Raw genomic sequence first — 25,673 nt, 5'->3', positions numbered from 1 at the left:
AAACGCTGTGAAAAGGTAAGTCACCCCTGCCGCATACCGACGGCGAGCTATCCGACATGGCGCGATTGAAGCAAACAGGCAAACCGGGCAGCATGGGCGGCGATTCCTCACCCTCAACCACCGCCTCCATGTCCCTTCGCCGGATCATCGCCTTCTTCGTGCTGCTCGGCGCCCTCTACGTAGCGGCCACCCTCCGCGACGGCCTCGGCATGTTGGGCCCGGTCTTCGTCATCCTCGCGGTGATCGTCGCGATCCTGGCCCTCGCCGTGGTCATCTTCGACCTCCCGTGGAGCCAACCGAACCCACGCATCCGCACGCGCCCCCCACTGCGGGCCTGCCCGGCCTGCGGCGCGACGACGCTGGTGGACGGCCGCATCTACGCCAACCGCAACGACGACGGCCGCGCCGAGCGCTTCTTTCCGAAAGGCCTTCGCCTGCTCGCGCTGCGCCACTCCGTCGGACTCAACGGCCGCCACCCCTTCCGCGCCTGCCTGTCCTGCGGACACCTGTGGAGCGCGCTGGATGCCGAGGCGCTCCGCGAATTGATGGAGGCAAGCGGGGTGAAAGGGAATGAAATGGTGCGCCGTCAGAAATAGGCGTGAGGAAAGATCGCGTCCTCGAATTTCACCGACGACTGATCAAATCGCTGGAGGTCGGTCAAAGAGGGGCCGGGCGTGAAGACCGGGCAGCAACTCCGGCGATCAACGGCCTGTCGCTGCGGGCAAATGATCGGCCAAAGCGGTCGTCGGGTGAAGTTGAGTGCGGGGGACAGAACGGGTTCGAGGGGTGCCCGCTAGGCAGCTTCAGGCCCACTCACCGGGACTTGTGGTACTCCGCAACCAGCACCCGTGCCTTGAGCCGCATGATGTCCTTCAGCATGCGTATTTTCCGGCCGTGCTCCTGGTGGGCCAGGTCGTAGATCTGCTTCTTGAGCGTTTCATCGCAGCCCTCCGGCAAGCTCAGGGACCATTGGGTGAAATAGGTGTCGTAGCTGTCGATCGTCTTGATCAACTCGAAGCGGAGCTTTTCCCGATGCTTCGCCGGGATGGAGGCCAGGATTTCCTCGATGTCGGCATCGTAGTCGTGATTGCGCGGGTTGTTCGGAACGGGAAATTCGATGATCTGGGTCATGGGGCATTCACCTGTTGATCGTTTCGAGCAAGGCGGCGCGGGCTTTCGTGATGCGTACGAAGCGTTCGTGGCTGCCGCCGGCGTCGGGGTGGGCTTTCTGGGCGAGCTTCCTGAAGGCGGCATTGACCTGGCTGCGGTCGAGCTTTCCGTCGGCCGGCAGGTTCAGCGCTTCGCGGTGTTGCCGCTCGTCCTCGGGCTGGCGCATGCCAGGGTGGCGACTGTGGTGGCTTTGCCCGCCGGAGAAGCGCGCGAACTCCTCGTTGATGCGCTGCTGGGCGGCACGGCGCAGGTGGATCGATTCATGACGCAATTCCGCCTGATCGTCCTGCCAACGCTGGCGCGACATGACGATGCAGGCCGCAAAGGCGATGCGGCCGTGGGTCTCGAGTTCGTCGAGGCTGAACGGCCCGACCATGTCGAAGGGGTCGTCCAGCCATGCCTGGCGGCAGCTGCCGCCCTGCTCGACGCGGCCGAGCGTGGCGGTGGTGACAAGGCCGAGCCCGCCGTTCCAGATCACCCATTCCTCGTCGCCGGCGGCCGCATACGCGTCATGCATGCCTGGCCTCCCGGGCCTGGCCATCGTGATATCGCCGGGACCGCGCGCGGCCGCGAGGGTGGCGCCTGTCCGACGCGCTGCCTGAACTCGCCGGACAGGCGGCCTGGTAAGTGGCTTGAATTGAAGGAAACACGACAAGAATCGCCCGTTTGAACGCTGTTCCCAACGGGGTTGCAAATTGCGCACCAAGCAAGCGCAGCAGGCACGGCCCGTGCCGGCCGGCTTACACGGTGGTCTCGCTCTGCTGGCGGACCAGCCGGTGGAATTCGGCCGGCGGCAACGGGCGCCCGAACAGGAAGCCCTGCCCGATATCAACACCCAGGGCGGTGAGGCTGGCGGCCTGGGCCTCGGTCTCGATGCCTTCGGCGATCGTTTCCAGCCCCAGCCCGCGGGCCAGCGCGACGATGGCCTGGGCGACGCTGACGGCCGTCTGGTTATCCGGCAGATCGCGCACGAAGGCGATGTCGATCTTCAGCGCATCGACGGCGAAGTGGCGCAGGTAGGCCAGCGCGGTGTGGCCGGTGCCGAAGTCGTCCAGCGAGACCCCGACCCCCAGCGCACGCAGCGCCTGCAGCCGGGCATTGACCGAGGGCACGTCCTGCACGGCGGCCGACTCGGTCAGTTCGATGACCAGCCGGCCCGGCGCCAGTTCAGCCTGTGCCAGCGTGCCGCACAGGCGGGCGACGAAGTTGGGGTGGTAGAAGTCCAGTGCCGAGAAATTGACGGCGACGCTGATCGCCGGGTCGGGACACATGGCGATCTCGACCAGGCTGCGCTGCAGCACCCAGTCGGTAATCTCGCCCACCAGGCCGAGCCTTTCGGCCAGCGGGATGAATTCGGCGGGCGGGACCGGGCCCAGCTGCGGGTCGTCCCAGCGCACCAGTGCTTCGGCGCCGACGATCCGCCGGTCGGCCAGGCGGCATTTGGGCTGCAGCACCAGCATCAGCCGGTCGTGGCGCACCGCCTCGCGCAGGCGGGATTCGATGCAGAACTCGCGCACCGTCGATTGCTGCAGGCCGTCGGTGAACGCATTGATGCCGCCGCGGCCGGCGGCGCCGGCGCGGTCGCAGGCCCACTGCGCGGTGCGCAGCAGATCGGCATAGCCGCCGCTGGGGCTCGACAGGCCGAAGGTGACGGTCAGCAGGAACACCGTCGTGTCCAGCGCATAAGGCTGGCGCAGGACGGCGGCCAGCGTGTCCACCCGCGCCTCAGCATCGTCGCCCAGCCACAGCGCGAAACTGTCCTCGCGCACGCGCCCGACGGTTTCGTGGGGCGCCAGCGCGGACCCGAGACGGGCGGCGATTTCCTGCACGGTGGCGATGCTCCAGCGCTCGCCATAGGCCACCGAGAAGCGCCGGAACTCTTCGAGCCGGAACACCGCGATGCGCCGCTGGCCCTCCGCCAGACCGGCGCAGTGTTCGGCAAAGCCCCGCTGGTTGAGCAGGCCGCTCTCGGCGTCGTGCAGCGCGAAGTAGCGCATGCAGTCCTCGCTGCGCTGCCGTTCGCTCATGTCGCGGACAAAGCCGGTGAAGTAGCGCCGCCCGTCCCGCTCGAAGGCGGAGATGCCGACCTCGACCGGAAAGTGCGAGCCGTCCTTGCGCAGGCCGTCGAGCCGCTGGCCGCTGCCGAGCACATGCTTGACGCCCCGGTCCGGGCTGAAGGCGCGCAGGAAGCCGTCGTGCTGCTCCTTGAGCGGCGACGGCACGATCAGCGAGATGTTGGCCCCCAGAAACTCCTCGCGCTGCCAGCCGAACATCCGCGTGGCGGCCGGATTCACATCGACGATCAGGCCATGGGCATCGATGGTGAATGCGGCATCGAGGCTGGTGCCGAGGATGCCTGCAATGGCTTCGGGGCCATAGTCGAACATGCCGCTCTCCCGAATCTGCTGCCCGTCAGTAGCCGTAGAAGCCTTCGCTGCGGATATCGTCCTCGTCGGCGCCATGGCGGCACAGATCGGCCTGCATGGCTTCGACGAAGGCCGGTGGCCCGGCCAGGTAGTAGATCGGCGCCGTAGCAGCGAGGCCGACCAGCAGCGCGCCGTCCATCCGGCCGCTACGCCCCGTCCAGCCCGGCGGCACGGCGTCGGCCTGGGTCAGCGTCGGAATCACGCGCAAGCCCGGGGTGTCGCGGGCCAGGGCCAGCAGTTCGTCCAGAAAGGCGGCATCCCCGGCACGCCGGTTCGAGTAGACCAGCACCAGTTGCCGCGCCGCGCGCTGCTGCGCCGCCTGGCGCAGGATGCTGACGAAGGGTGTGATCCCGATACCGCCAGCCACCATCACCGCGTCGCGGGCGGCGTCCCTGTGCAGGGTCAGGCTGCCGAACGGACCGTCGATGTCCACCGCGGCGCCCGGCGCCAGCGCACGCAGGCCCTCCTTGTAGGCGCTGCCCCGCAGGCGGGTGGCGATGCTCAGGCGGGCCTCGTGGGGGGCGCTGATCAGCGAGAAGGCGTGGCGGGCGGCCTGCCCGTCCTCCTGCACGGTCGGCAAGGCGAGGTCGATCGCCTGCCCGGCCCGGAACACGAAGTCCGCGGGCTTTTCGAAATGGAAGGCCATGGTCCGCTCCGCGACCAATTCAGAGCCGATCAGCCGTGTGGTGTAGGTGCTCATCTCCGTGTCCTCCTTCTACGGAAGTCGCTCGGCGCCCACCGGCAGATTCTGGCAGCGCGCCGAGCGGCCGGCTTCGCGCAGGAACAGGATCAGGTCCCGCCGCTCGCCGTCGTCCTTGATCCCATCGTAGCCCATGCTGGTGCCGGGGACGGCCGTGGGCGGCGAACGGAGGAAGCGGTCGAGCGTCCTCTCGTTCCACACGAAGCCGGCACGGCGCATGGCGGGCGAATAGAGAAAGCCCGGCACGCTCCCCGCCCGCCGGCCGATCAGGCCACAGTGCCGCGGCCCGGTCCGGTCGGTCTCCAGCGCGTGGCAGGCGGCACAGCGCTCATACACCTGGGCGCCCCGCGCATAGGCGTCGGCGGGGGCATCCGCCGCCGACGCGCCGACGAGCGCGGCGCCCAGCAGCAGCCCACCCAGGGCGTGCAGCGTGCCCATGGCCGTGGTCCTCCCGCCTCAGTGGACGAAGGCGTCGGGGACCGGCACCTCGCCAACTGCCTGGCGCAGGACGGCCCAGTGCATCGCCTCGTCGCCGAGTATGCTGCCGGCGGCCTTGGCGAGATCCCGGTTACCGAACAACGGAATGGCGCCCAGGTAGGCGCTGACCGCGCCCTTCTCGAGCCCGGCGGCAAAGCGCAGCACGTCGGTCTGGTTTTTCAGCGTGTCGACCGGAAAGCTGTACTTGTCCCTGGCGCTGACCGGCCGCCCGCCGAGCTTGCCGATGGTGCCGGCAAGCAGGTCGGCATGCTGCTTGTGATGGCCCTGGAAAGTGAGCGCCAGATCGAGAGCCGGCTTTTGCAGCAGGCCGCTTTCGGCACCGACCTGGTAGGCCGCGATGGCTTCCAGTTCGGCGCCCAGCGCGGTGTTGAGGATGCGCAGGTCGCTTTCGGCCGCGCCATCGGCCTTGGCGGCCTTGGCAGCCAAGGCCTCGCGGCCGGAAAGCAGCGCAATGGCCGTGCCGGAAAGCAGCAGGCCAGTCTGGCCGAGGAAGCTGCGGCGCGGTTCGACGATCGCAACGGCCTGCTTGATCAGTGCATTCATGATTCGTCTCCTTGTGCGGTGGGGTGCAGCGCGGGGCTGCTCAAACGGACTTCTGCCGCAGGCGTGCCAGCACGCCCGCAACGATCCGGTCGCAGCGGTCCCCGGCAAAGGCGAACACCTCGCCGAAGACGTCATCGATATCCTTGGCCAATGCCTTGCTGAGAAGATGCCGGGCCCGGAAGAAGCGAGTGCGCACCGTCGCCTCGGGAATGCCGAGAATCCCGGCGGTCTCTTCGTTGCTGAGCTCCTCGACGCCGCGCAGCACGAAGATCTCCCGGTACAGGTCCGGCAGCCGGTCGATGTGGGCTTCGAGCAAGTGGCGTAATTCGCCGTTGGCGGCGGCGGACTCGGGGTTCTGGAAACGGCTCTCGCCCATGTCGTCGTCCTCCTCGCCCGCGGGGGCATCGCTAGCGGCAAAGATCGCCCGTTCCTGGCCCAGGCGCTGCCGGCGACGGATCGCCCGGTTGGCGACGATCCGGATCAACCACGTGGACAGCCGCGCTTCGCCGCGGTATTGGCCCATGCCCCGGTAGGCGAGCAGGTAGGCGTCCTGCACCACCTCCTCGGCCTCCCGGTCGTCGCGCAGGATGCTGCGCGCGGTGCGGAACAGCATCTGGTTGTGGCGCCGCATCAGCGTCTTGAAGGCATCCTGGTCGCCTGCCGCAACGGCATGCGCCAGCTCAAGGTCTGCATCGGCAGCCTGGGTGACGGGGTGTTGGTCCGGGATCATGGGTTGCTCCGTTGCGTACGTCGTCAACCCATTGGATGCAGGTGCTGCGCTCCCCGTTTCAGGGGAGCATCAGGAATTTCTAGCCGGCGGAAGCCACCACCTTGGCCCGCGCCGTGTGCAGTTTCCGGTAGCTGTCGATCAGGCGCTGGTGGCGGTCGAGCCCTTCCAGTTTCATGCTCGTCGGCGTCAGGCCGAAGAAGCGCACGCTGCCGTCCACCGAGCCCATCGCCGCGTCCATACGCGGGTTACCGAACATGCGGCGGAAATTGGCCTCGTAATCGGCCAGTTCCAGCTCGTCGTCCAGCACCACCTCCAGCACTACGTTCAGGGCCTGGTAGAACAAGCCGCGCTCGACCGTGTTCTCGTTGTATTGCAGGAAGGCTTCCACAAGTTCCTTCGCCGCGTCGAATTGCTGCAGGGCGAGATTGATCAGCAGCTTCAATTCCAGAATGGTCAGCTGGCCCCATTCCGTATTCTCGTCGAACTCGATGCCGATCAAGGTAATGATGTCGGTGTAATCGTCGAGCTCGCTGTCCTCCAGCCGCTCGAGCAGCGCTTCCAGGCGGGCATCGTCGAGGCGATGCAGGTTCAGGATATCTTCACGGAACAGCAAGGCCTTATTGGTGTTATCCCAGATCAGGTCTTCCAGCGGATAGATTTCCGAATAGTCCGGCACCAGGATGCGGCAGGCCGTGGCGCCGAGCTGATCATAGACGGCCATATACACTTCCTTGCCCATCTCCTCGAGAATGCCGAATAGGGTCGCGGCCTCCATCGCATTGGAGTTTTCGCCGTGGCCGGAGAAATCCCATTCGACGAATTCGTAATCGGCCTTGGCGCTGAAAAAGCGCCACGACACCACGCCGCTGGAATCGATGAAGTGCTCGACGAAGTTGTTCGGCTCGGTGACGGCATTGCTTTCGAAAGTGGGCCGCGGCAGATCGTTAAGGCCTTCAAAACTGCGGCCCTGCAGCAATTCGGTCAGGCTGCGCTCCAGCGCCACCTCCAGGCTGGGATGCGCGCCGAAGGACGCGAACACACCGCCGGTACGCGGGTTCATCAACGTGACGCACATCACCGGGAATTCGCCGCCCAGCGACGCATCCTTCACCAGCACCGGAAAACCCTGATCTTCCAGGCCCTTGATGCCGGCCACGATGCCGGGGTATTTGGCCAGCACTTCCTGCGGTACATCGGGCAGCGCAATTTCGCCTTCGAGGATTTCCCGCTTCACGGCCCGCTCAAAGATTTCCGACAGGCATTGCACCTGCGCTTCGGGCAGCGTATTGCCGGCGCTCATGCCGTTGCTGAGGAACAGGTTGTCGATCAGGTTGGTCGGGAAATACACCACCTCGCCGTCCGACTGGCGCACATAGGGCAGCGTGCAGATGCCGCGCTCCGTATTGCCGGAATTGGTGTCGTAGAGGTGCGACGCGCGCAGCTCGCCGTCCGGGTTGTAGATCTCGAGGCAGTAATCGTCGAGCAGGCCCTTGGGCAACGCATCCTTCTTGCCCGGCTTGAACCAACGCTCATCCGGGTAATGCACGAAGGCCGCATTGGCGATGTCCTCGCCCCAGAACTGGTCGTTGTAGAAATGATTGCAATTGAGGCGCTCGATATATTCGCCCAGGGCCGACGCCAGCGCGCTTTCCTTGGTCGCGCCCTTGCCATTGGTAAAGCACATCGGCGAATGGGCGTCGCGGATATGCAGCGACCACACATTGGGCACCAGATTGCGCCACGAGGCGATTTCGATCTTGATGCCCAAGCCGGCCAGAACGCCCGACATATTGGCGATGGTCTGCTCCAGCGGCAGATCCTTGCCAACGATATAGGTGCTGGCGTCGGAATCCGCTTTCAGCGTCAGCAGGGCCTGCGCGTCGGCATCCAGGCTTTCCACTTCCTCGATGACGAACTCCGGCCCGGTCTGCACCACCTTCTTGACGGTACACCGGTCGATGGAGCGCAGGATGCCCAGCCGGTCCTTGGCGGAGATATCCGCCGGCAATTCGACCTGGATCTTGAAGATCTGCTGGTAGCGGTTTTCCGGATCGACGATGTTGTTCTGCGACAGGCGGATGTTCTCGGTGGGAATGTTGCGGGTTTCGCAGTACAGCTTCACGAAATAGGCCGCACACAAGGCCGAGGACGCCAGAAAGTAATCGAACGGCCCTGGCGCCGAGCCATCGCCCTTATAACGGATGGGCTGGTCGGCGATTACCGTGAAGTCATCGAACTTGGCCTCGAGACGAAGCTTGTCGAGAAAATTGACCTTGATTTCCATGGGGGAATTCCGAAATGGCGTTCAAAACGAGTTGGTCGCCATTATCGCGGTTTTCCCGGTGGGAGACCCGTGTGGTCGAGATTGGCCTGGATCTCCAGCCGTAGGGCGTCGAATGCATCGGCCAGCAGCCCGGCCAGTTGCCCACACTCGGGGCTGCCCTCTCCGGCGGCGTGCTCCAACTGCATCGCCAGTTCCCGGCAGGAGGTGGCGGACAGATTGCCGCTGACCCCGCTCAGGCGATGGGCAATGAACTGGAGTTCGGCAAAGTTCGCCTCGGCCCCCAACCGGCGTAAAGCGGCCGGCATCTCGCAAAAATCCTCCACCGCCCGGTGCAGCAGCTTGTCGACCAGGGCTGGTCGGCCGGCGAAGCGCTGTCGCAGGGCGGCCCAGTCGAGCACACCGGCGCCGGCAGAGCCCGCCAGGCCAGCCTGCTCCGCCGCCAGCTCCGACCCACCGGCCAGGTCGCCCCTCGGCGGGGCCGTGCGCGGGTCGATCAGACGGAAATCGACCACCTGCCGGATCGCCGCCACCAGGCGGTCCGGCTCGATCGGCTTGGCCACATGAGCCACCATACCCGCCGCCAAACAGCGCTCCTGCTCCCGCTGCACCACGTGGGCGGTCAGGCCGATCACCGGCAGGCCAGGGGCCAGCGCATGGATCAAGCGGGTCGCCTCGTAGCCATCCATCTCCGGCATCCGGATGTCCATCAGCACCACGTCGTAGGCGGCGGGCTGCTGCTTGAGGCAATCGACGGCCTGACGGCCGTTCTCGGCAAAGCGGCAGTAGGCGCCTTCATGCAGCAGCAGATCCTCCAGCACCACGCGGTTGAGCTCGACGTCCTCGGCAGCCAGCACCCGCAGGCCTGCCAGCCGCTTCGCTGCGGGCAGGGCCTGATCCGTGCAGTCGGAGCGGAATTCAGGCGCCGCGGCCTCGACCAGGGGCAGACGCAGGCTGAAGCAGCTGCCCTGCCCGACCGTACTCCTCACCTCGATTCCGCCGCCCATCAGGCGCGCCAGGCGCATCGAAATCGCCAGCCCCAGCCCGGTTCCGCCAAAGTTGCGGGTAGTCTGGTTGTTGGCCTGCTCAAAAGGCAGAAAGATGCGCTCGAGCACCTCTGCGCTCATACCGATGCCTTCATCAGCGACCTCGAACAACAAGTCGCCCCCCTCGACCCGCACCGCCAGTGACACACGCCCCCGGGCGGTGAACTTGACCGCATTGGAAAGCAGGTTCACCAGGATCTGCCGTATCCGCAGTGCATCCCCCTGAATCCAGGCTGGCAGGTTCTGTGCGGCATCGAGGGCGAGATCGAGCCCCTTTTCCTGGCAACGGAGGCGCACGAGTTCGCCCGTCTCCGCAATCAAGGCGGACAGGCAGATCGGCGCCGCGTCGATGTCGAGCTTGCCGGCCTCGATGCGTGAGAAATCCAGGATATCGTTGAGTACGCCTAGCAGGTGTTCCCCCGCCGTCAGGATGCGCTTGAAATGATCCCGTCCGTGCGCCTCCATGCTGTCCCGCGCCCCGATGCGGGCCAGCCCGAGCACGGCATTCATCGGCGTCCGGATCTCGTGACTCATGTTGGCGAGAAAGACGCCTTTGGCTTCCGAAGCCGCCTCCGCCAGCTGGCGCGCCCGCTCCGACTCGTCCATGGCGTCGGCCAGCCGATCCGACAAGGCATTGATGTCGGCAACCAGCTGGCCCAGTTCGGTGCCCGCATGCCCCCGCGGAACCGACAGGTGTTTGCGGTCCCCAGGTGTCTTCTGCTTCAGATCCGAGGAAATCCGGAGCATCGGGCGAATGAAGAAATGCCCGAAAGCCACCACGATGACCAGCAGGACGAATAGCAATTGCAGCGCCAGTTGCTGCAGCGCCAGGCGAATATCGGAGTCACGCAGTGCGGCAACGACCTGCCCGTCCGCCAGCAAGGTGATTTCACCGATCGTCTTTTCCTTGCTGAAGGGCGATCCGATGCGTCGGGTGATGGGTTTGACATGGCTGGCCACTGAGCGGCGACTGCCCCCCCGCTCGAGTTGCGCCAGGACCTCGGCGTCGCTGCGGATGACCACGCCTAGCACTTCCGGATTGCTCATCAAGCCCAGGGCAACTTCCTTGGCCAATTCACGATCCTGCACATAGCACACTACTTTCAGCGCGCTTTCCACTGTCCCCAGCAGACTTTCGAGGCGAGCCTCGATGGTGCTGATCGCCCTCTCCCCGGTCACATGCGCGGTATACGCCATCGAGACAATGGCGGCGACGAGGAAGGCGACGACCGTCACTCCCGCTGCATGCACGGCAATGCCGCGGTTCCTGAAGCCCGACATCACGGGTTGTGGTGCATCCGGTTCCACGATGCCGGGGGCGCTCATGGATTCCCCAGGGGCAAAACGATCCGCACCCGCTCATCGACCTGACTGCGTTCGACATAGCCAATCGCACCCTCGACCGTCGCCACGGCCTTGATCAGCTCCTGCACGGATGAGCTCACTTCGGGCGGCTTCGTCTTGCCGGAAAAATAGAGTCGCGCCCAATAGGCGCTTATTTCCGCCGGATTCTTGTCCACCAACTTGCGGTAGAAAACCGTGCGCAGCTCATCACCGACGGGCAGGTCGTAAGGCCTGGCAAGGACGCCCGACGGCAGTTTTCGGTAGCGTCCGAGAAAGATGTTGATGACTTCGTCCTGCGTCAGGGCCTTGATGCCGCTGCCGGCCCCTACCACGACGACCACCTCCGCCAGCACGGACGCGGGCGCCAGCAGGGCCAGCAGCACGAACAGGAGCGTACGCAGCTTCGCCATGGCGGATCAATAGGCAAAATCCAACGCGGCACTGAATACATTCATGTGCCCGTCCCAGTGGATATTGGGCCCGCGGAACAGGAATATTGAATCAGTGCTGCCGCGAATGGCATCCGCCTGGAACTTCAAGGCCCAATTGGGCCGGAAGTCCCAGCGTACTCCCAAGGTAACCGTATGCTGGTCCAGATGAGTTCCCGCGACGATCTCCTTCGCGAACATATTCAATGCAGGGCCGAAAGGACCGGCAGGCACCGTCGTGACACTAGCCGGTTTGCTCCTCACCCAGGAATAACCCAGATAAGGCGTGAGCGCACCCAAGCGATAAGCGCCGAGCACGAAGGCGGCCCGGCTATCCTCATAGGATTCGGTTTGATGCCTGATCCTTCCGATCATCCCCTGGATCTGCAAGGCCCCCTTGTCGTACACCAGACCGATGGAATCGAAGCGGGAGTGGGTATCGACGGTGCGGAGTTCCGGTATCTGGCCGGTGATATCGACAGGGGCGATCGACTTGAAAGGCGCCAGGGCGGGCGTGGAAGCGATCAGGAGATTGGCCAGATAGTTCAAGGGCTGCTCGGGCGAGGAGAACTTCACCTCCATGTGGGCGACCCGCAATTGCCACGGCCCCTTCAGAAAATCCAGATAACCGCCGAACAGCTGCGAACCCCTGATGTCCCAGGTCACCGGATCGAAGAATCCGGTTCTTTCCGGGGAGCGCCCCCCATATAGCTTGCCACGCAGCACTCCATCCGCTACCGAAGTACTCACCATGACATCCGCGCCATCGAAATAGGCGAAGACCAGGGAGCCATAGAAATCCGCCGGGGGACGAATTGCGATGTTGGAGTAACCGACCAGCCGGGAATCGGCCAGCATATAGATTTCCGGCGCCAGCCGGCCGACACGGACCTGCAGATCGGGAGAGAACTCGTGACGCAGAAAGGCCCAGGACACTTCCGGCGTGTGGGTCCCCTCGGGGCGGTAGCGGCTGATCACCTGCAGCACGCCTTCGGTCTGCGGCCCGAGGTGCGCATTCATCTGCAGGCCTACCACGGAATCATTGCGGCTGGTCCAGTGCTTCGTTATCCCCCGCGGCTGGGACAGATCGCGCACGAACTCGGCATCATTGCTGTCCGAGCGCGCCACCCCCAGGGTGCCAAAACCCTTGAACTCCACGGCTGAAGCCACAGACTGGAACACGGAGTCCTCGGCATGGGCATGGAGAGACGGCAAAACACCTGCCATCACGGCAAAGAGCCTGGCTAGCGCGCGACGCATGATGAACGACCAAGCACCATAAGAGGACACCAGATGAGACAGGGGAACAGGCGCTTACAGTGAAAACCGCCGCCCCTGAACAAGGTCATCTTAGCCAGACAAGGCCGGCCCGAACAACGCAAGCTGATTCATTTCGCGTAATCACCCAAAATTTAACAGTTTGAACGGCGACGCCTACTCTGCGCCCGCCTCCCCCCTCACCGCCCTCCGGAAAGAAATGAAAAAATCATTCTGAACAATTCACTAGCGGTACAAAAAATAAAAAAACGGAACCCATATCGGGCCTGCAAGGCCATTGCCTGACAATTCAGTGATGACGCAAAACGATTGCCTGGCGCAACAAATCATCCGTTCCATATGAAAAAAGGGATCCATCACATGACGGATCCCTTTTCTCATATGGACAACTTCTCTTTTCACATCACCGAAACTACGGGAAATATAAAAAATGCCTTAACGCTGCGACAAAACGACTCGGCGGCATGACTAAATCACATCTCGATATGGAGAAATGATTTAGTCATGCCACCGATACTCTCTTGCATGTGAAAGACCGCTCCCCTCATATGAAGAAAAACGTCTTTCACGGCGCAAAAGGTTCTTGCCATGTGAAGAAGGAAGCGCCCCTTACTCCACCGTCACCGATTTGGCCAAATTACGCGGTTTATCGACGTCGGTGCCCTTCACCAGCGCGGCGTGGTAGCTGAGCAGTTGCAGCGGCACGACGTGGAGGATGGGGGACAGCAGGCCGTAGTGTTCGGGCAGGTGCAGGATGTGCACACCTTCCGATTCGGCGATCTCGCAGCCGACATCGGCAAACACGTAGAGCTCGCCGCCGCGTGCGCGGACTTCCTGCAGGTTGGACTTGAGCTTTTCGAGCAGGCTGTCGTTGGGGGCGACGGCGATGACCGGCATCTCCTTGTCCACCAGGGCCAACGGGCCGTGCTTGAGTTCGCCGGCCGGGTAGGCTTCGGCGTGGATGTAGGAGATTTCCTTGAGCTTGAGCGCGCCTTCCAGCGCGATCGGGTAGTGCATGCCACGGCCGAGGAACAGGGCGTGGTGCTTGCCGGCGAAGCGCTGGGCCCAGCGTTCGATCTCGGGCTCCAGTTCGACGACCTTGGCGACGGCCACCGGCAGGTGGCGCAGCAGGGCCAGATGGCTGGCCTCGTCGGCTTCGGAGAGGCGGTTATTGACCTTGGCGAGAGCCAGCGTCAGCAGCGCCAGCGCCGCCAGCTGGGTGGTGAAGGCCTTGGTGGAGGCGACGCCGATCTCGGGGCCGGCGCGGGTGATGAAACGCAGCGCGGCCTCGCGCACGATGGCGGACTCGGGCACGTTGCAGATCGCCAGGGTCTTGGTCATGCCCAGGCCCTTGGCGAACTTGAGGGCGGCCAGGGTGTCGGCGGTCTCGCCGGACTGGGAGATGACGACAACCAGGGTTTCGGGGTCGGGCACCGATTCGCGGTAGCGGTATTCGCTGGCGATCTCGACGGAACACGGCAGCTTGGCAATGGCTTCGAGCCAGTAACGGGCCACCATGCCGGCGTGGTAGCTGGTACCGCAGGCGAGGATCAGCACACGGCGGGTGGCGGCGAAGACGTCCACCGCGTCGCTACCGAACAGCTGCGGCGACACGCTGCCGCCGCCGGCGATCATCTCCAGCGTGTTGGCGAGTGCCTGGGGCTGCTCGAAGATTTCCTTCTGCATGTAGTGGCGGTACTTGCCAAGCTCGACCGCATCGGCGGACAGGCTGGAGATATGTACCGGGCGATCCACCGGCGTGCCATCCTGGCGCGTGACACGGTAGCCGTCGAGGGTCAGCTCGGCCACATCGCCGTCCTCGAGGTACACCACCTTGCGGGTGACCTGCAGCAGCGCGGCGGTGTCGGAGGCGGCGTAATGGCCGTCCTCGCCGATGCCGAGCAGCAGCGGCGAGCCCTTGCGGGCGACGATGGCGCGGCCCTGGTCGAGCTCGCTGACGACGCCGATGGCGTAGGCGCCGACCAGCTCGGCCAGCGTGGCGCGCACCGCGTCGAACAAGTCGGGGATGGTCTTCAGCTTGTCGTGCAGCAGGTGGGCGATGGCTTCGGTGTCGGTCTCCGACGTGAAGGCGTAGCCCTTGGCGCGCAGGCCGGCGCGCAGCTCTTCGAAATTCTCGATGATGCCGTTATGCACGACGGCAAGGCCGCCGGAGATGTGCGGGTGGGCATTTCGCTCGCTGGGCACGCCGTGGGTGGCCCAGCGGGTGTGGGCGATGCCGATTTCGGCGGACAGGCCGGTGGCGTCGGCCTGAGCCGCCAGCTCGGCGACGCGGCCGACGGCACGCAGGCGCTGCAGCGTGGGCGTGCCGTTCTGCTTGAGGACGGCCAGGCCGGCGGAGTCGTAGCCGCGATATTCGAGCTTGCGCAGGCCTTCGAGCAAAACGGGAACGATGTTACGACGGGCGATGGCGGTAACGATGCCACACATGATCGGAAACCTTTCAGAGTTGCCCGGCCTGCACGGCCGGACCGGAAATGATGGACGGCATCAGGCCTTCTTGATCTTGACCGGGCGTTTCCAGCCCGGGATCGACAGCTGCCGCGCGCGGGACACAGTGAGCTGGTCGGGCGGCGCATCCTTCGACAGCGTGGTGCCGGCGCCGAGGGTGGCGCCGCGGCCGACGCGGACCGGCGCAACCAGCTGGGTGTCGGAACCGATGAAGACGTCGTCCTCGATGATGGTGCGGAATTTGTTGGCGCCGTCGTAATTGCAGGTGATGGTGCCGGCACCGACGTTGACTCGCTGGCCGATGTCCGCGTCGCCGATGTAAGCCAGGTGATTGGCCTTGGAGTGGTCGGCGATGGCGCTGTTCTTGACCTCGACGAAGTTGCCGAGGTGCACGTCCTTGCCGAGCACGGTGCCGGGGCGGGTTCGCGCGTAGGGGCCGATCACACAGGCCTCGCCCATCTCGGTGTCCTCGATCTGGGAAAAGGCGGCGACCTTGGTGCCGGCGCCGATCTTCGCGTTCCGGACGACACAGTTGGCGCCGATGCGCACGCCGTCGCCAAGCTCCACTCGGCCTTCGAAGATGCAGTTGATGTCGATCTCCACGTCGCGGCCGCAGATCAGCTCGCCGCGCACGTCGAGGCGAGCCGGGTCGATGACGGTGACGCCGGCATCGGTGAGGCCGCGGGCGATGCCGCGCTGGTAGATGCGCTCCAACTCGGCGAGCTGGGTCTTGTTATTGACGCCGAGGGTTTCCTCGAAGGCGTCGGGCTGCGTGGTGACCACATCCAAGCCGTCGGCGACGGCCATCGCGATGATGTCGGTGAGGTAGTACTCGCCCTGGGCGTTGTCGTTGCGCAGGTTAGCCAGCCAGTGGCGCAGGCGCGCGACGGGGGCGACGAGGATACCGGTGTTCACTTCGCGGACGCTGCGCTCGTCGGGCGTGGCGTCCTTCTCTTCGACAATGCGGGTGACCTGCCCGGCCGCATTACGCAGGATGCGGCCGTAGCCGGTGGGATCGTCCATCGTGACGGTGAGCAGGGCCAGGCGCTCGGCGCCGGCCGCCTGCATCAGGCGCTGCAGCGTCGGTACGCCGATCAGCGGCACGTCGCCGTAAAGGACCAACGCGACGTCGCCGTCCTCGACCAGCGGCATGGCCTGCTGCACCGCATGGCCAGTGCCCTGCGGCGGGTCCTGCCGGGCCCAGGCCAGGTCGGGGGCATCCAGCGCCTCGCGCACCACCTCGCCGCCGTGGCCGTACACCACCACGATGCGCCGCGCCTCCAGTGCCCGCGCGGTATCCAGCACGTGGGCCAGCATGGGCTTGGCGGCCAGCGGCTGCAGCACCTTGGGCAGCACCGAACGCATGCGCTTGCCTTGTCCGGCGGCGAGAACGATCACTTCCATGAGAATTCCTGATGCAGTTTGAATGTAAGCTGGGGCGGATTCTAACATGCACGAATTAGCCACTTTGCGGCGCAGTTCTCGGATGCACCGATCACATCTCCAGCCCGCTGACGCGACGCAACAATCCTTTGATCTAATACTAAAGTTCTTCCAGGCCCGTTCGTTAGAATCAGGGCGCTGCAATGCAAAAAAACAGGATAACGCCATGATCGACGCTCGTGATTTCATCCAGAACCGGACGTTTGACGAAATTGCCGTGGGCGACACCGCCCAGTTGGTACGCACACTACGCCCGGAAGACATCCATCTCTTCGCGGTGATGTCGGGGGACGTGAATCCGACCCACGTGGACCCCGAATTTGCCCGCTCCAGCCAGTTCCGCGAGGTGGTCGGGCATTCCATGTGGGGCAGCGTGCTGATCTCGTCCATCCTCGGCACCGAGTTCCCCGGCCCCGGCACCGTGTATGTCGGCCAGACCCTCAAGTTCTGGCGGCCGATCACCATCGGCGACACGCTGACCGTCACCATCACCTGTACCCAGCGCTTCGAGCACAACCACCACCTGCTGCTCGACTGCCAATGCATGAATCAGGACGGGCTGAAGGTCATCGACGGCACCGCCGAGGTGATGGCGCCCACCGAGAAGATCAAGCGCCTGCGTGTCGCGATGCCGGAAATCACCATTTCCGACCGCCAGCAGCGCTACCTCCACGCGCTGGAACTGACCAAGGGCCTGGAGCCGATCCCCATCGCGGTGGCCCACCCCTGTGACACCGAATCCCTGCGCGGCCCTCTGCAGGCACGCGACGCCGGCCTGGTGATCCCGGTGCTGGTCGGCCCGGAAAGCAAGATCCGCGAAGTGGCCGAGCAGGAAGGCCTCGATCTGCGCGGCGTGCGCATCGTCGATGCGCCGCACAGCCACGCCTCCGCCGAGATCGCCGTGCGCCTCGCGCGCTGCGGCGAGGTCGAGGCGCTGATGAAGGGCTCGCTGCACACCGACGAGCTGATGAGCGAAGTCGTCGCCAAGGACACCGGCCTGCGCACCTCGCGGCGCATCTCCCACGTCTTCATGGCCGACGTGCCGACCTACCCGCGCCCACTGCTGATCACCGACGCGGCGATCAACATCGAGCCGAGCCTCGACGACAAGGTGCACATCATCCAGAACGCCATCGAACTGGCGATCATGATGGGCGTGCCGGAACCCAAGGTGGCGATCCTGTCCGCCGTCGAAATGGTGAACGTCAAGATCCGCTCCACCCTCGACGCCGCCGCCCTGTGCAAGATGGCCGACCGCGGCCAGATCAAGGGCGGCCTGCTCGACGGCCCGCTAGCCTTCGACAACGCCGTGTCGCTGGTGGCCGCCAAGACCAAGGGCATCCGCTCCGCGGTGGCCGGCCAGGCCGACATCCTGGTGGTGCCCGACCTGGAATCCGGCAACATGGTCGCCAAGCAGCTCGAATACCTCGCCGACGCGCTAATGGCCGGCGTGGTGCTGGGCGCCCGCGTGCCCATCGTGCTGACCAGCCGCGCCGATACCGCCGAAACCCGTACCGCCTCCTGCGCCATCGCGCAGCTGATGGCCCATAAACGCCGCCAGGGAGTCCGCCTGTGAAAGCCATCCTCATCCTCAATGCCGGCTCGTCGAGCCTGAAGTTCGCCCTTTTTCCGATGATCCCCGAGCTGGCCGACCGACCGCGCCTGTCCGGTCAGGTGGAAGGCATCGGTGCCGAGCCGCTGATGCACGCGGTGGACAGCAGCACCGGCGAGCGCTTCGCCGAAGGCCTGACCGTGCCCGAGGGCACCGACCAGAACGGCCAGCACCGCCTGGCACTGGAATTCCTGTTCGAGTGGATCAACCGCCACACCCCCGGCGTGGACATCATCGCCGCCGGCCACCGCATCGTGCATGGTGGCGACCACTACGGCGCCCCCGTCGTGCTGACGCCTGAAGTGGTCGGCGAACTGGAAGCCCTGATCCCGCTGGCGCCGTTGCACCAGCCGCACAACCTGCGGGCCATCAAGTCGCTGTTCACGCTGATGCCCGAGGTGCGCCAGGTCGGCTGCTTCGACACCGCCTTCCACCGCACCCGCCTGCCGGTGGCGTCGCGCTTCCCGCTGCCCCGTGCGCTCTACAACGAGGGGGTCAAGCGCTACGGTTTCCATGGCCTGTCCTACGAGTTCGTGTCCCGCCAGCTGCCCGACCTGCTCGGCGAGGAGAAGGCAGGTGGCCCGATCATCGTCGCCCACCTGGGCAACGGCGCCAGCATGTGCGCACTGCGCGACGGCGTCAGCCGGGACACCAGCATGGGCTTCACCGCGGTGGACGGCCTGATGATGGGCACCCGCACCGGCGCCCTCGACCCCGGCGTGATCCTGCACCTGATCGAACAGAAGGGCATGGACGCCAAGTCCCTCAGCAACCTGTTCTACAAGCAGTCCGGCCTGCTCGGCGTGTCCGGCATCAGCCAGGACATGCGGGCACTGCTCGACTCCGACGAGGCATCGGCGAAGGAAGCTGTCGAGCTGTTCTGCTACCGCGCCGCCTGCATGATCGGCCACCTGTCGATGGCCGCCGGCGGGCTGGATGCGCTGGTGTTCACCGGCGGCATCGGCGAACACGCGGCGCCTGTGCGCGCGCGCATTGCCGAATGGCTGGAATGGACCGGCCTGCGCCTCTACCCCGCCGCCAACCAGCGCCACGCCACACGCATCCACGCCAAGGACAGCAAGGTGGAAGTGCTGGTCGTGCCGACCAACGAGGAATGGATGATCGGCCACCACACGGTGAACCTGCTGGGGCTGAACTGAGGCCTCAGGGCTGATAGGCGGCCAGGACCACGGAAGGCGCGCCTTCCGTGGGAGTCGTGCGGGGCAAACTCATTCGCCCCCAACTGCAACAGGCGCATCCCGTTCCCGCAAAAGGACGCCCTGCAGTCCTCGCCTGATCAGCGGGTGATGCGAACGCCGCCAGAAATGCAAAAGGCCCGGAAACCCGGGCCTTTTTGCTTGCTGCGCTGGATGGATCAGCGCGGCAGGACGCTGCTGCCCATCAGGAAGGTGTCGACCTCGCGGGCGGCCTGACGGCCTTCGCGGATCGCCCACACGACCAGGGACTGACCACGGCGCACGTCGCCGGCGGCATAGACCTTCGGCACGTTGGTGGCGTAGCAACCGTCACCGTCGGTGGTGGCCTTGGCGTTGCCACGGCCGTCCTTGTCGACGCCGAAGGCTTCGAGCAGGGACGCCACCGGGTTGGTGAAGCCCATCGCGAACAGCACCAGGTCGGCCGGCAGCTCGCGCTCGGAACCCGGCACTTCACTCGGCTTGCCGTTCTTCCATTCGAGTTCGACGGTACGCAGGGCCTTGACCTTGCCGTTCTCGCCGATGAACTCCTTGGTGGACACGGCGAACTCGCGGGAGCAGCCTTCCTCGTGGGAGGAAGAGGTGCGCAGCTTGATCGGCCAGTACGGCCAGGTCAGCGGACGGTCCTCTTCCTTCGGCGGCTCGGGCATCACTTCGAACTGGGTCACGGACGTGGCGCCGTGACGGTTGGAGGTACCCACGCAGTCGGAACCGGTGTCGCCACCGCCGATCACGATGACGTTCTTGCCAGCCGCGGAGATCGGGTTCTTGTCGTCGCCCGCCACTTCCTTGTTCTGCGGAATCAGGAATTCCAGCGCGAAGTGAACGCCGGCCAGCTCGCGGCCCGGGACCGGCAGGTCACGCGGCACTTCGGAACCGGCGGCGAGGATCACCGCGTCAAACTCGGACTTGAGCTGCTCGGCGGACACCACTTCGACGGCATCATCGTTGATGCCGGTGACGCCCGGCTTCACGCCGACGCAGACCTTGGTGCGGAAGGTGACGCCTTCGGCCTCCAGTTGCTCGACGCGACGGTCGATGGTGGACTTGTCCAGCTTGAAGTCGGGGATGCCGTAGCGCAGCAAGCCGCCGATGCGGGAGCTCTTCTCGAAGACGGTCACGTCGTGGCCGGCGCGGGCCAGCTGCTGGGCCGCAGCCAGGCCGGCAGGGCCGGAACCGACGACCGCAACCTTCTTGCCGGTCTTGGTGGCGGCGGGCTGGGCCTTGACCCAGCCGTTTTCCCAGGCCTTGTCGATGATCGCGTGCTCGATCGACTTGATGCCCACCGCTTCCGTGTTGATGTTCAGCGTGCAGGCCGCCTCGCAGGGTGCGGGGCAGATCCGGCCGGTGAAATCCGGGAAGTTGTTGGTCGAGTGCAGGACTTCGATCGCTTCCTTCCAGTTGCCGCGGTAAACCAGGTCATTCCAGTCGGGAATGATGTTGTTCACCGGGCAGCCGTTGTTGCAGAACGGAATACCGCAATCCATGCAGCGTGCGCCTTGCTTGGCCGCATCCTCGTCGCTCAGGTGGTCGACGAATTCCTTGTAGTGCTTGAGACGCTGCTCGACCGGGGCGTATGCCTCGGAAAGACGCTGGTACTCGAGAAATCCAGTTGGCTTGCCCATTGTTACGCGGCCTCCAGTTCTTTCTGTTGTTGCGCGGCCATCTCGGCCAACGCGCGACGGTATTCGTGCGGCATCACCTTGACGAACTTGCAGCGGTAGGCTGCCCAGTCGGCCAGGATGGCCTTGGCGCGCTCGCTGCCGGTGTAGGTGGCGTGACGCTCGATCAGCATCTTGAGCAGGGCTTCGTCGGCCATGCCCAGGTGACGCACGTCGACGCGGCCGTGGCCTTCGAGGTCGTCACCGGCCTCGGACCCCTGACGGGCGGCGAATTCTTCCTCGACCGGCTCCAGGGCCACCTGGGCCATGTTGCAGCGGCCTTCGAAAGTGCCGTCCTCGTCGAACACGTAGGCGACGCCGCCGGACATGCCCGCAGCGAAGTTACGGCCGGTCATGCCGAGCACGACGACGGTACCGCCAGTCATGTATTCGCAGCCGTGGTCGCCCACGCCTTCGACGACCGTGGTCGCACCGGAGTTACGCACCGCGAAACGCTCACCGCCGACGCCGGCGAAGTAGGCCTCGCCTTCGGTCGCACCGTACAGCACGGTGTTGCCGATGATGATGTTGCTCGGCGTGTCGCACTTGAAGCCGGGCGCTGGGCGCACGATGATGCGGCCACCAGACAGGCCCTTGCCGACATAGTCGTTGCCTTCACCAACCAGCTCGAGGGTCAGGCCACGGGACAGGAAGGCTGCGAAGCTCTGGCCGGCGGTGCCGTTGAGGCGGATATGCACGGTGTCGTCCGGCAGGCCGGCGTGACCGTACTTGGCAGCAAAGCGGCCGGACAGCATGGCGCCGACGGTACGGTTGATGTTGCGCACCGGGACTTCGAAGGAGACCTTCTCGCCATTTTCGAGGGCCGGCTTGGCCAGCTCGATGAGCTGGTTGTCGAGGGCCTTGACCAGGTTGTGATCCTGGACTTCGGTGTGCAGGCGCGGCACTTCGGCAGGCACGTTCGGCAGGTGGAAGATGCGGCTGTAATCCAGACCGCGGGCCTTCCAGTGCTCGATGCCGGCACGCATGTCGAGCAGGTCGGCACGGCCGATCAGGTCGTCGAACTTGCGGATACCCATCTGGGCCATCAGCTCGCGCACTTCCTCGGCAACGAAGAAGAAGTAGTTGACCACGTGTTCCGGCTGGCCGGAGAAGCGCTTGCGCAGCGCCGGATCCTGCGTGGCCACGCCCACCGGACAGGTGTTGAGGTGGCACTTGCGCATCATGATGCAGCCTTCGACGACCAGCGGCGCGGTGGCGAAGCCGAATTCGTCGGCGCCCAGCAGCGCACCGATGACGACGTCGCGACCGGTCTTGATCTGGCCGTCGACCTGCACGCGGATGCGGCTGCGCAGACGGTTGAGGACCAGGGTCTGCTGGGTTTCAGCCAGACCCAGTTCCCACGGGGAGCCAGCGTACTTGATGGAGGACAGCGGAGACGCACCGGTGCCACCGTCGTGACCGGCGATCACCACGTGGTCGGCCTTGGCCTTGGCCACACCGGCCGCCACGGTACCGACGCCCACTTCGGACACCAGCTTGACGGAGATGTCGGCCGTCGGGTTGGTGTTCTTCAGGTCGTGGATCAGCTGGGCCAGATCTTCGATCGAGTAGATGTCATGGTGCGGTGGGGGCGAGATCAGACCGACGCCCGGCACGGAGTGACGCAGGAAGCCGATGTACTCGGACACCTTGTGGCCGGGCAGCTGGCCGCCTTCACCGGGCTTGGCGCCCTGGGCCATCTTGATCTGGATCTGGTCGGCATTGACCAGGTACTCGGTGGTCACGCCGAAACGGCCCGAAGCGACCTGCTTGATCGAGGAACGCAGGCTGTCGCCAACCTTCAGCTCGATGTCGCGCTCGATGCGGCTGGCGCCGATCAGCTCGGACAGCTTGGTGGGCTTGGAGATCGGGATGAAGCGCTTCGGATCCTCGCCGCCTTCGCCGGTGTTCGACTTGCCGCCGATGCGGTTCATCGCGATCGCCAGCGTCGTGTGGGCTTCGGTGGAGATGGAGCCGAGGGACATCGCGCCGGTGGCAAAGCGCTTGACGATTTCCTTGGCGGATTCGACCTCTTCCAGCGGCACCGGGGCGCCAACGGGCTTGAGTTCGAACAGGCCGCGCAGCGTCATGTGGCGCTTGCCCTGATCATTGATGATCTTGGCGTATTCCTTGTAGGTGTCGATCTGACCGCTGCGGGTGGAGTGCTGCAGCTTGGCGATCGCGTCCGGCGTCCACATGTGCTCGTCGCCGCGGATGCGGAAGGCGTATTCGCCACCGGCATCGAGGGCGTTGGCCAGCACCGGGTCGGCACTGAAGGCAGCCTGGTGCAGACGGATGGCTTCATCCATCACCTCGAACACGCCGATGCCTTCCACCTGGGACGCGGTACCGGTGAAGTACTTCTCGACCAGCGTCTTCTTGAGGCCGATGGCTTCGAAGATCTGGGCGCCGGTGTAGGACATGAAGGTGGAGATGCCCATCTTGGACATGACCTTCATGAGGCCCTTGCCGACGGCCTTGATGAAGTGCTTGACGTACTTCTCGGCGGTCTCGGCATCACCGTGTGCCATCTCGGTGAGGGTCTCGAGGGCCAGGTAGGGGTGCACCGCCTCGGCGCCATAGCCGGCCAGCACGGCGAAGTGGTGGGTCTCGCGGGCGGAGCCGGTTTCGACCACCAGGCCGGTGCGGGTACGCAGGCCCTTGGTGACCAGGTGCTGGTGAATGGCGGACGTGGCCAGCAGGGCCGGGATCGCTACCTGCTCGGCACTGACCTTACGGTCGGACACGATCAGGATGTTGGAGCCTTCCAGCACCGCGTTCTCGGCTTCGGCACACAGGGAGGCCAGGCGTGCTTCGACGCCTTCCTTGCCCCAGGCCAGCGGGTAGCAGATGTCCAGTTCGGCGGAGCGGAACTTGTTCTCGGTGTAACGGGCGATCTCGCGCAGCTTCGCCATGTCGGCGAAGGTCAGCACCGGCTGGGTGACTTCCAGGCGGTACGGGGGGTTGATCTCGTTGATGCCGAGCAGGTTCGGGCGCGGGCCGACGAAGCTCACCAGGGACATGACCAGTTGTTCGCGGATCGGGTCGATCGGCGGATTGGTCACCTGAGCGAACAGCTGACGGAAGTAGCTGAAGATCGGCTTGGCCTTGGCGGACAGCACGGCCAGCGGGCTGTCGTTGCCCATCGAGCCAGTGCCTTCCTCGCCGGTCTTGGCCATCGGCTCGAGGATGAACTTGACGTCTTCCTGGGTGAAGCCAAAGGCTTGCTGACGGTCCAGCAGGGAAGCGGCGCACTCGGGCGCAGCGACGCTGGCAGGCGCTGCACAGGTGTCGAGCTTGATGTTGATGCGGGACAGCCATTCCTGGTAGGGCTTGGCGGCGGCAAGGGATTCCTTGATTTCCTTGTCGTCGATGATGCGGCCCTGCTCCATGTCGATCAGGAACATCTTGCCCGGCTGCAGGCGCCACTTTTTGACGATCTTCTCGTCGGGAATCGGCAGCACGCCGGATTCGGAGGCCATCACGACGTAATCGTCGTCGGTGACCAGGTAGCGGGCGGGACGCAGGCCGTTACGGTCGAGGGTCGCACCGATCTGGCGGCCGTCGGTGAAGGCCACCGCGGCGGGGCCGTCCCACGGCTCCATCATGGCCGCGTGGTATTCGTAGAAGGCACGGCGCTTCTGGTCCATCAGCGTGTGGGATTCCCAGGCTTCGGGAATCATCATCATCATCGCGTGGGCCAGGGAATAGCCGCTCATCACCAGCAGTTCGAGCGCATTGTCGAAGGCGGCGGAGTCGGACTGACCCGGGTAGATCAGCGGCCACAGCTTCTGCAGGTCTTCGCCGAGCAGCGGGGACTGGGTGCCCTTCTCGCGGGCGCGCATCCAGTTGTAGTTGCCGCGCACCGTGTTGATTTCGCCGTTGTGGGCGATGTAACGGAACGGGTGGGCCAGGTGCCAGGTCGGGAAGGTGTTGGTCGAGAAGCGCTGGTGCACCAGGGCCAGCGCGGAGACGCAGCGCGCATCCTGCAGGTCGGAGTAGTACTGGCCGACCTGGTCGGCAAGCAGCAGGCCCTTGTAGTTGATCGTACGCGCCGACATGGACGGCGTGTAGAACTCCTTGGAGTGCTTCAGCTTGAGGGCGGCGATGGCGTTGGCGGCACGGCGACGGATCACGTACAGCTTGCGCTCGAGGGCGTCGGTGACCATCACGTCGGGACCGCGGCCGATGAAGACCTGGCGGATCACCGGTTCCTTGGCCTTGACGGTCGGGGACATCGGCATGTTCGGATCGGTCGGCACGTCGCGCCAGCCGAGCACGACCTGGCCTTCGGCGCGGGTGGCGCGCTCGATTTCGTCCTCACAGGCGAGACGGGAGGCATGCTCCTTCGGCAGGAAGACCATGCCGACACCGTAGTCACCGGCCTGCGGCAGGGTAACACCCTGCTTGGCCATTTCCTCGCGGAACAGCGTATCCGGAATCTGGATCAGGATACCGGCGCCGTCACCCTGCAACGGGTCGGCACCCACGGCACCCCGGTGGTCCAGATTCTTCAGAATTTCGAGACCCTGATTTACGATCTCATGCGTCTTGTTGCCCTTGATATGTGCAATGAAGCCGACACCACAGGCGTCATGTTCGTTGGCGGGGTCGTAAAGACCCTGCTCCAGGGGAAGATCCATCTTGTTTTTCCTCGACACAACACACACCGGCGCCGCGTAGCGCACCGCGCCGGACCTTCAAACTGCGGGAAATCGCCCCGTCCGAACCGTGAAAAAGCCGGCGACACGCGGCCAGCCGGCTACGTTCGATCCCGACGAGGAGACCGTTCAAACACATTGGGCGAGGGTCGAATATACCGCTCCAAGA

Annotated in this window: 18 protein-coding genes; 3 read left to right on the top strand and 15 right to left on the bottom strand. The window is 65.0% G+C overall.

The window, feature by feature from the left end; translation table 11 throughout:
- Positions 1–128 precede the first annotated feature (128 nt).
- Positions 129–596, top strand: a complete 468-nt coding sequence (locus tag AC3QL2_RS13935; RefSeq protein WP_493230990.1) for a hypothetical protein — start codon at positions 129–131, stop codon at positions 594–596.
- Between the two features lie 217 nt (positions 597–813).
- Here AC3QL2_RS13935 and AC3QL2_RS13930 read toward each other — a convergent pair whose 3' ends face one another.
- The 13 genes from AC3QL2_RS13930 to glmU all read right to left on the bottom strand — a co-directional run bounded on the left by AC3QL2_RS13930 (position 814) and on the right by glmU (position 16,317).
- Positions 814–1,131, bottom strand: coding sequence for a hypothetical protein (locus AC3QL2_RS13930; protein WP_493230989.1), 318 nt, complete (start codon positions 1,129–1,131; stop codon positions 814–816).
- A 7-nt stretch (positions 1,132–1,138) separates the two neighbouring features.
- Positions 1,139–1,687, bottom strand: a complete 549-nt coding sequence (locus AC3QL2_RS13925; protein WP_493230988.1) for a J domain-containing protein — start codon at positions 1,685–1,687, stop codon at positions 1,139–1,141.
- Positions 1,688–1,910: 223 nt separating this feature from the next.
- A complete protein-coding gene (locus tag AC3QL2_RS13920) occupies positions 1,911–3,557 on the bottom strand; it encodes a putative bifunctional diguanylate cyclase/phosphodiesterase (RefSeq protein ID WP_493230987.1) in 1,647 nt (548 codons plus the stop codon).
- Between the two features lie 25 nt (positions 3,558–3,582).
- Positions 3,583–4,296, bottom strand: a complete 714-nt coding sequence (locus tag AC3QL2_RS13915) for a ferredoxin--NADP reductase (RefSeq protein WP_493230986.1) — start codon at positions 4,294–4,296, stop codon at positions 3,583–3,585.
- Positions 4,297–4,311: 15 nt separating this feature from the next.
- On the bottom strand, positions 4,312–4,734 hold the full coding sequence (locus AC3QL2_RS13910) for a c-type cytochrome (RefSeq protein WP_493230985.1): 423 nt from the start codon (positions 4,732–4,734) through the stop codon (positions 4,312–4,314).
- 18 nt (positions 4,735–4,752) lie between these two features.
- Positions 4,753–5,337: a ferritin-like domain-containing protein gene (locus tag AC3QL2_RS13905; RefSeq protein WP_493230984.1), complete on the bottom strand. Its 585-nt coding sequence runs from the start codon at positions 5,335–5,337 to the stop codon at positions 4,753–4,755.
- A 40-nt stretch (positions 5,338–5,377) separates the two neighbouring features.
- The gene (locus tag AC3QL2_RS13900) at positions 5,378–6,067 is read right to left on the bottom strand and encodes an RNA polymerase sigma factor (RefSeq protein WP_493230983.1); all 690 of its coding nucleotides are present in this window, start codon (positions 6,065–6,067) and stop codon (positions 5,378–5,380) included.
- 79 nt (positions 6,068–6,146) lie between these two features.
- Positions 6,147–8,351 (bottom strand): OsmC domain/YcaO domain-containing protein, encoded by a 2,205-nt coding sequence (locus AC3QL2_RS13895; protein ID WP_493230982.1) that lies wholly within the window; start codon positions 8,349–8,351, stop codon positions 6,147–6,149.
- 41 nt (positions 8,352–8,392) lie between these two features.
- Entirely contained in the window at positions 8,393–10,720 is a 2,328-nt protein-coding gene (locus AC3QL2_RS13890) for an ATP-binding protein (RefSeq protein ID WP_493230981.1), read from the bottom strand.
- Positions 10,717–11,148 carry a hypothetical protein gene (locus AC3QL2_RS13885; RefSeq protein ID WP_493230980.1) on the bottom strand — a complete coding sequence of 144 codons (432 nt, stop codon included), beginning with the start codon at positions 11,146–11,148 and terminating at the stop codon, positions 10,717–10,719. The genes AC3QL2_RS13890 and AC3QL2_RS13885 overlap by 4 nt, the downstream gene beginning before the upstream one ends.
- Before the next feature lie 6 nt (positions 11,149–11,154).
- The gene (locus tag AC3QL2_RS13880) at positions 11,155–12,426 is read right to left on the bottom strand and encodes a hypothetical protein (RefSeq protein ID WP_493230979.1); all 1,272 of its coding nucleotides are present in this window, start codon (positions 12,424–12,426) and stop codon (positions 11,155–11,157) included.
- 627 nt (positions 12,427–13,053) lie between these two features.
- Complete coding sequence (gene glmS, locus AC3QL2_RS13875) at positions 13,054–14,892, bottom strand: glutamine--fructose-6-phosphate transaminase (isomerizing) (RefSeq protein WP_493230978.1); 1,839 nt, start codon at positions 14,890–14,892, stop codon at positions 13,054–13,056.
- A gap of 60 nt (positions 14,893–14,952) precedes the next feature.
- Positions 14,953–16,317, bottom strand: coding sequence for a bifunctional UDP-N-acetylglucosamine diphosphorylase/glucosamine-1-phosphate N-acetyltransferase GlmU (gene glmU, locus AC3QL2_RS13870; protein WP_493230977.1), 1,365 nt, complete (start codon positions 16,315–16,317; stop codon positions 14,953–14,955).
- A 205-nt stretch (positions 16,318–16,522) separates the two neighbouring features.
- Between glmU and AC3QL2_RS13865 the strand changes: the two genes are divergently transcribed.
- A complete protein-coding gene (locus tag AC3QL2_RS13865; protein WP_493230976.1) occupies positions 16,523–17,932 on the top strand; it encodes a bifunctional enoyl-CoA hydratase/phosphate acetyltransferase in 1,410 nt (469 codons plus the stop codon).
- Entirely contained in the window at positions 17,929–19,128 is a 1,200-nt protein-coding gene (locus AC3QL2_RS13860) for an acetate/propionate family kinase (RefSeq protein WP_493230975.1), read from the top strand. The genes AC3QL2_RS13865 and AC3QL2_RS13860 overlap by 4 nt, the downstream gene beginning before the upstream one ends.
- Before the next feature lie 215 nt (positions 19,129–19,343).
- Here the strand turns inward: AC3QL2_RS13860 and AC3QL2_RS13855 are convergent, their stop codons facing one another.
- Positions 19,344–20,807, bottom strand: coding sequence for a glutamate synthase subunit beta (locus tag AC3QL2_RS13855; protein ID WP_493230974.1), 1,464 nt, complete (start codon positions 20,805–20,807; stop codon positions 19,344–19,346).
- A gap of 2 nt (positions 20,808–20,809) precedes the next feature.
- On the bottom strand, positions 20,810–25,486 hold the full coding sequence (locus AC3QL2_RS13850; protein WP_493230973.1) for a glutamate synthase-related protein: 4,677 nt from the start codon (positions 25,484–25,486) through the stop codon (positions 20,810–20,812).
- Positions 25,487–25,673: the final 187 nt, after the last annotated feature.

Source organism: Zoogloea sp. GW822-FHT05C07, assembly GCF_058800215.1.
Note: the sequence above shows the minus strand (reverse complement) of the source record. Positions and strands in the feature narration are given on the sequence as shown.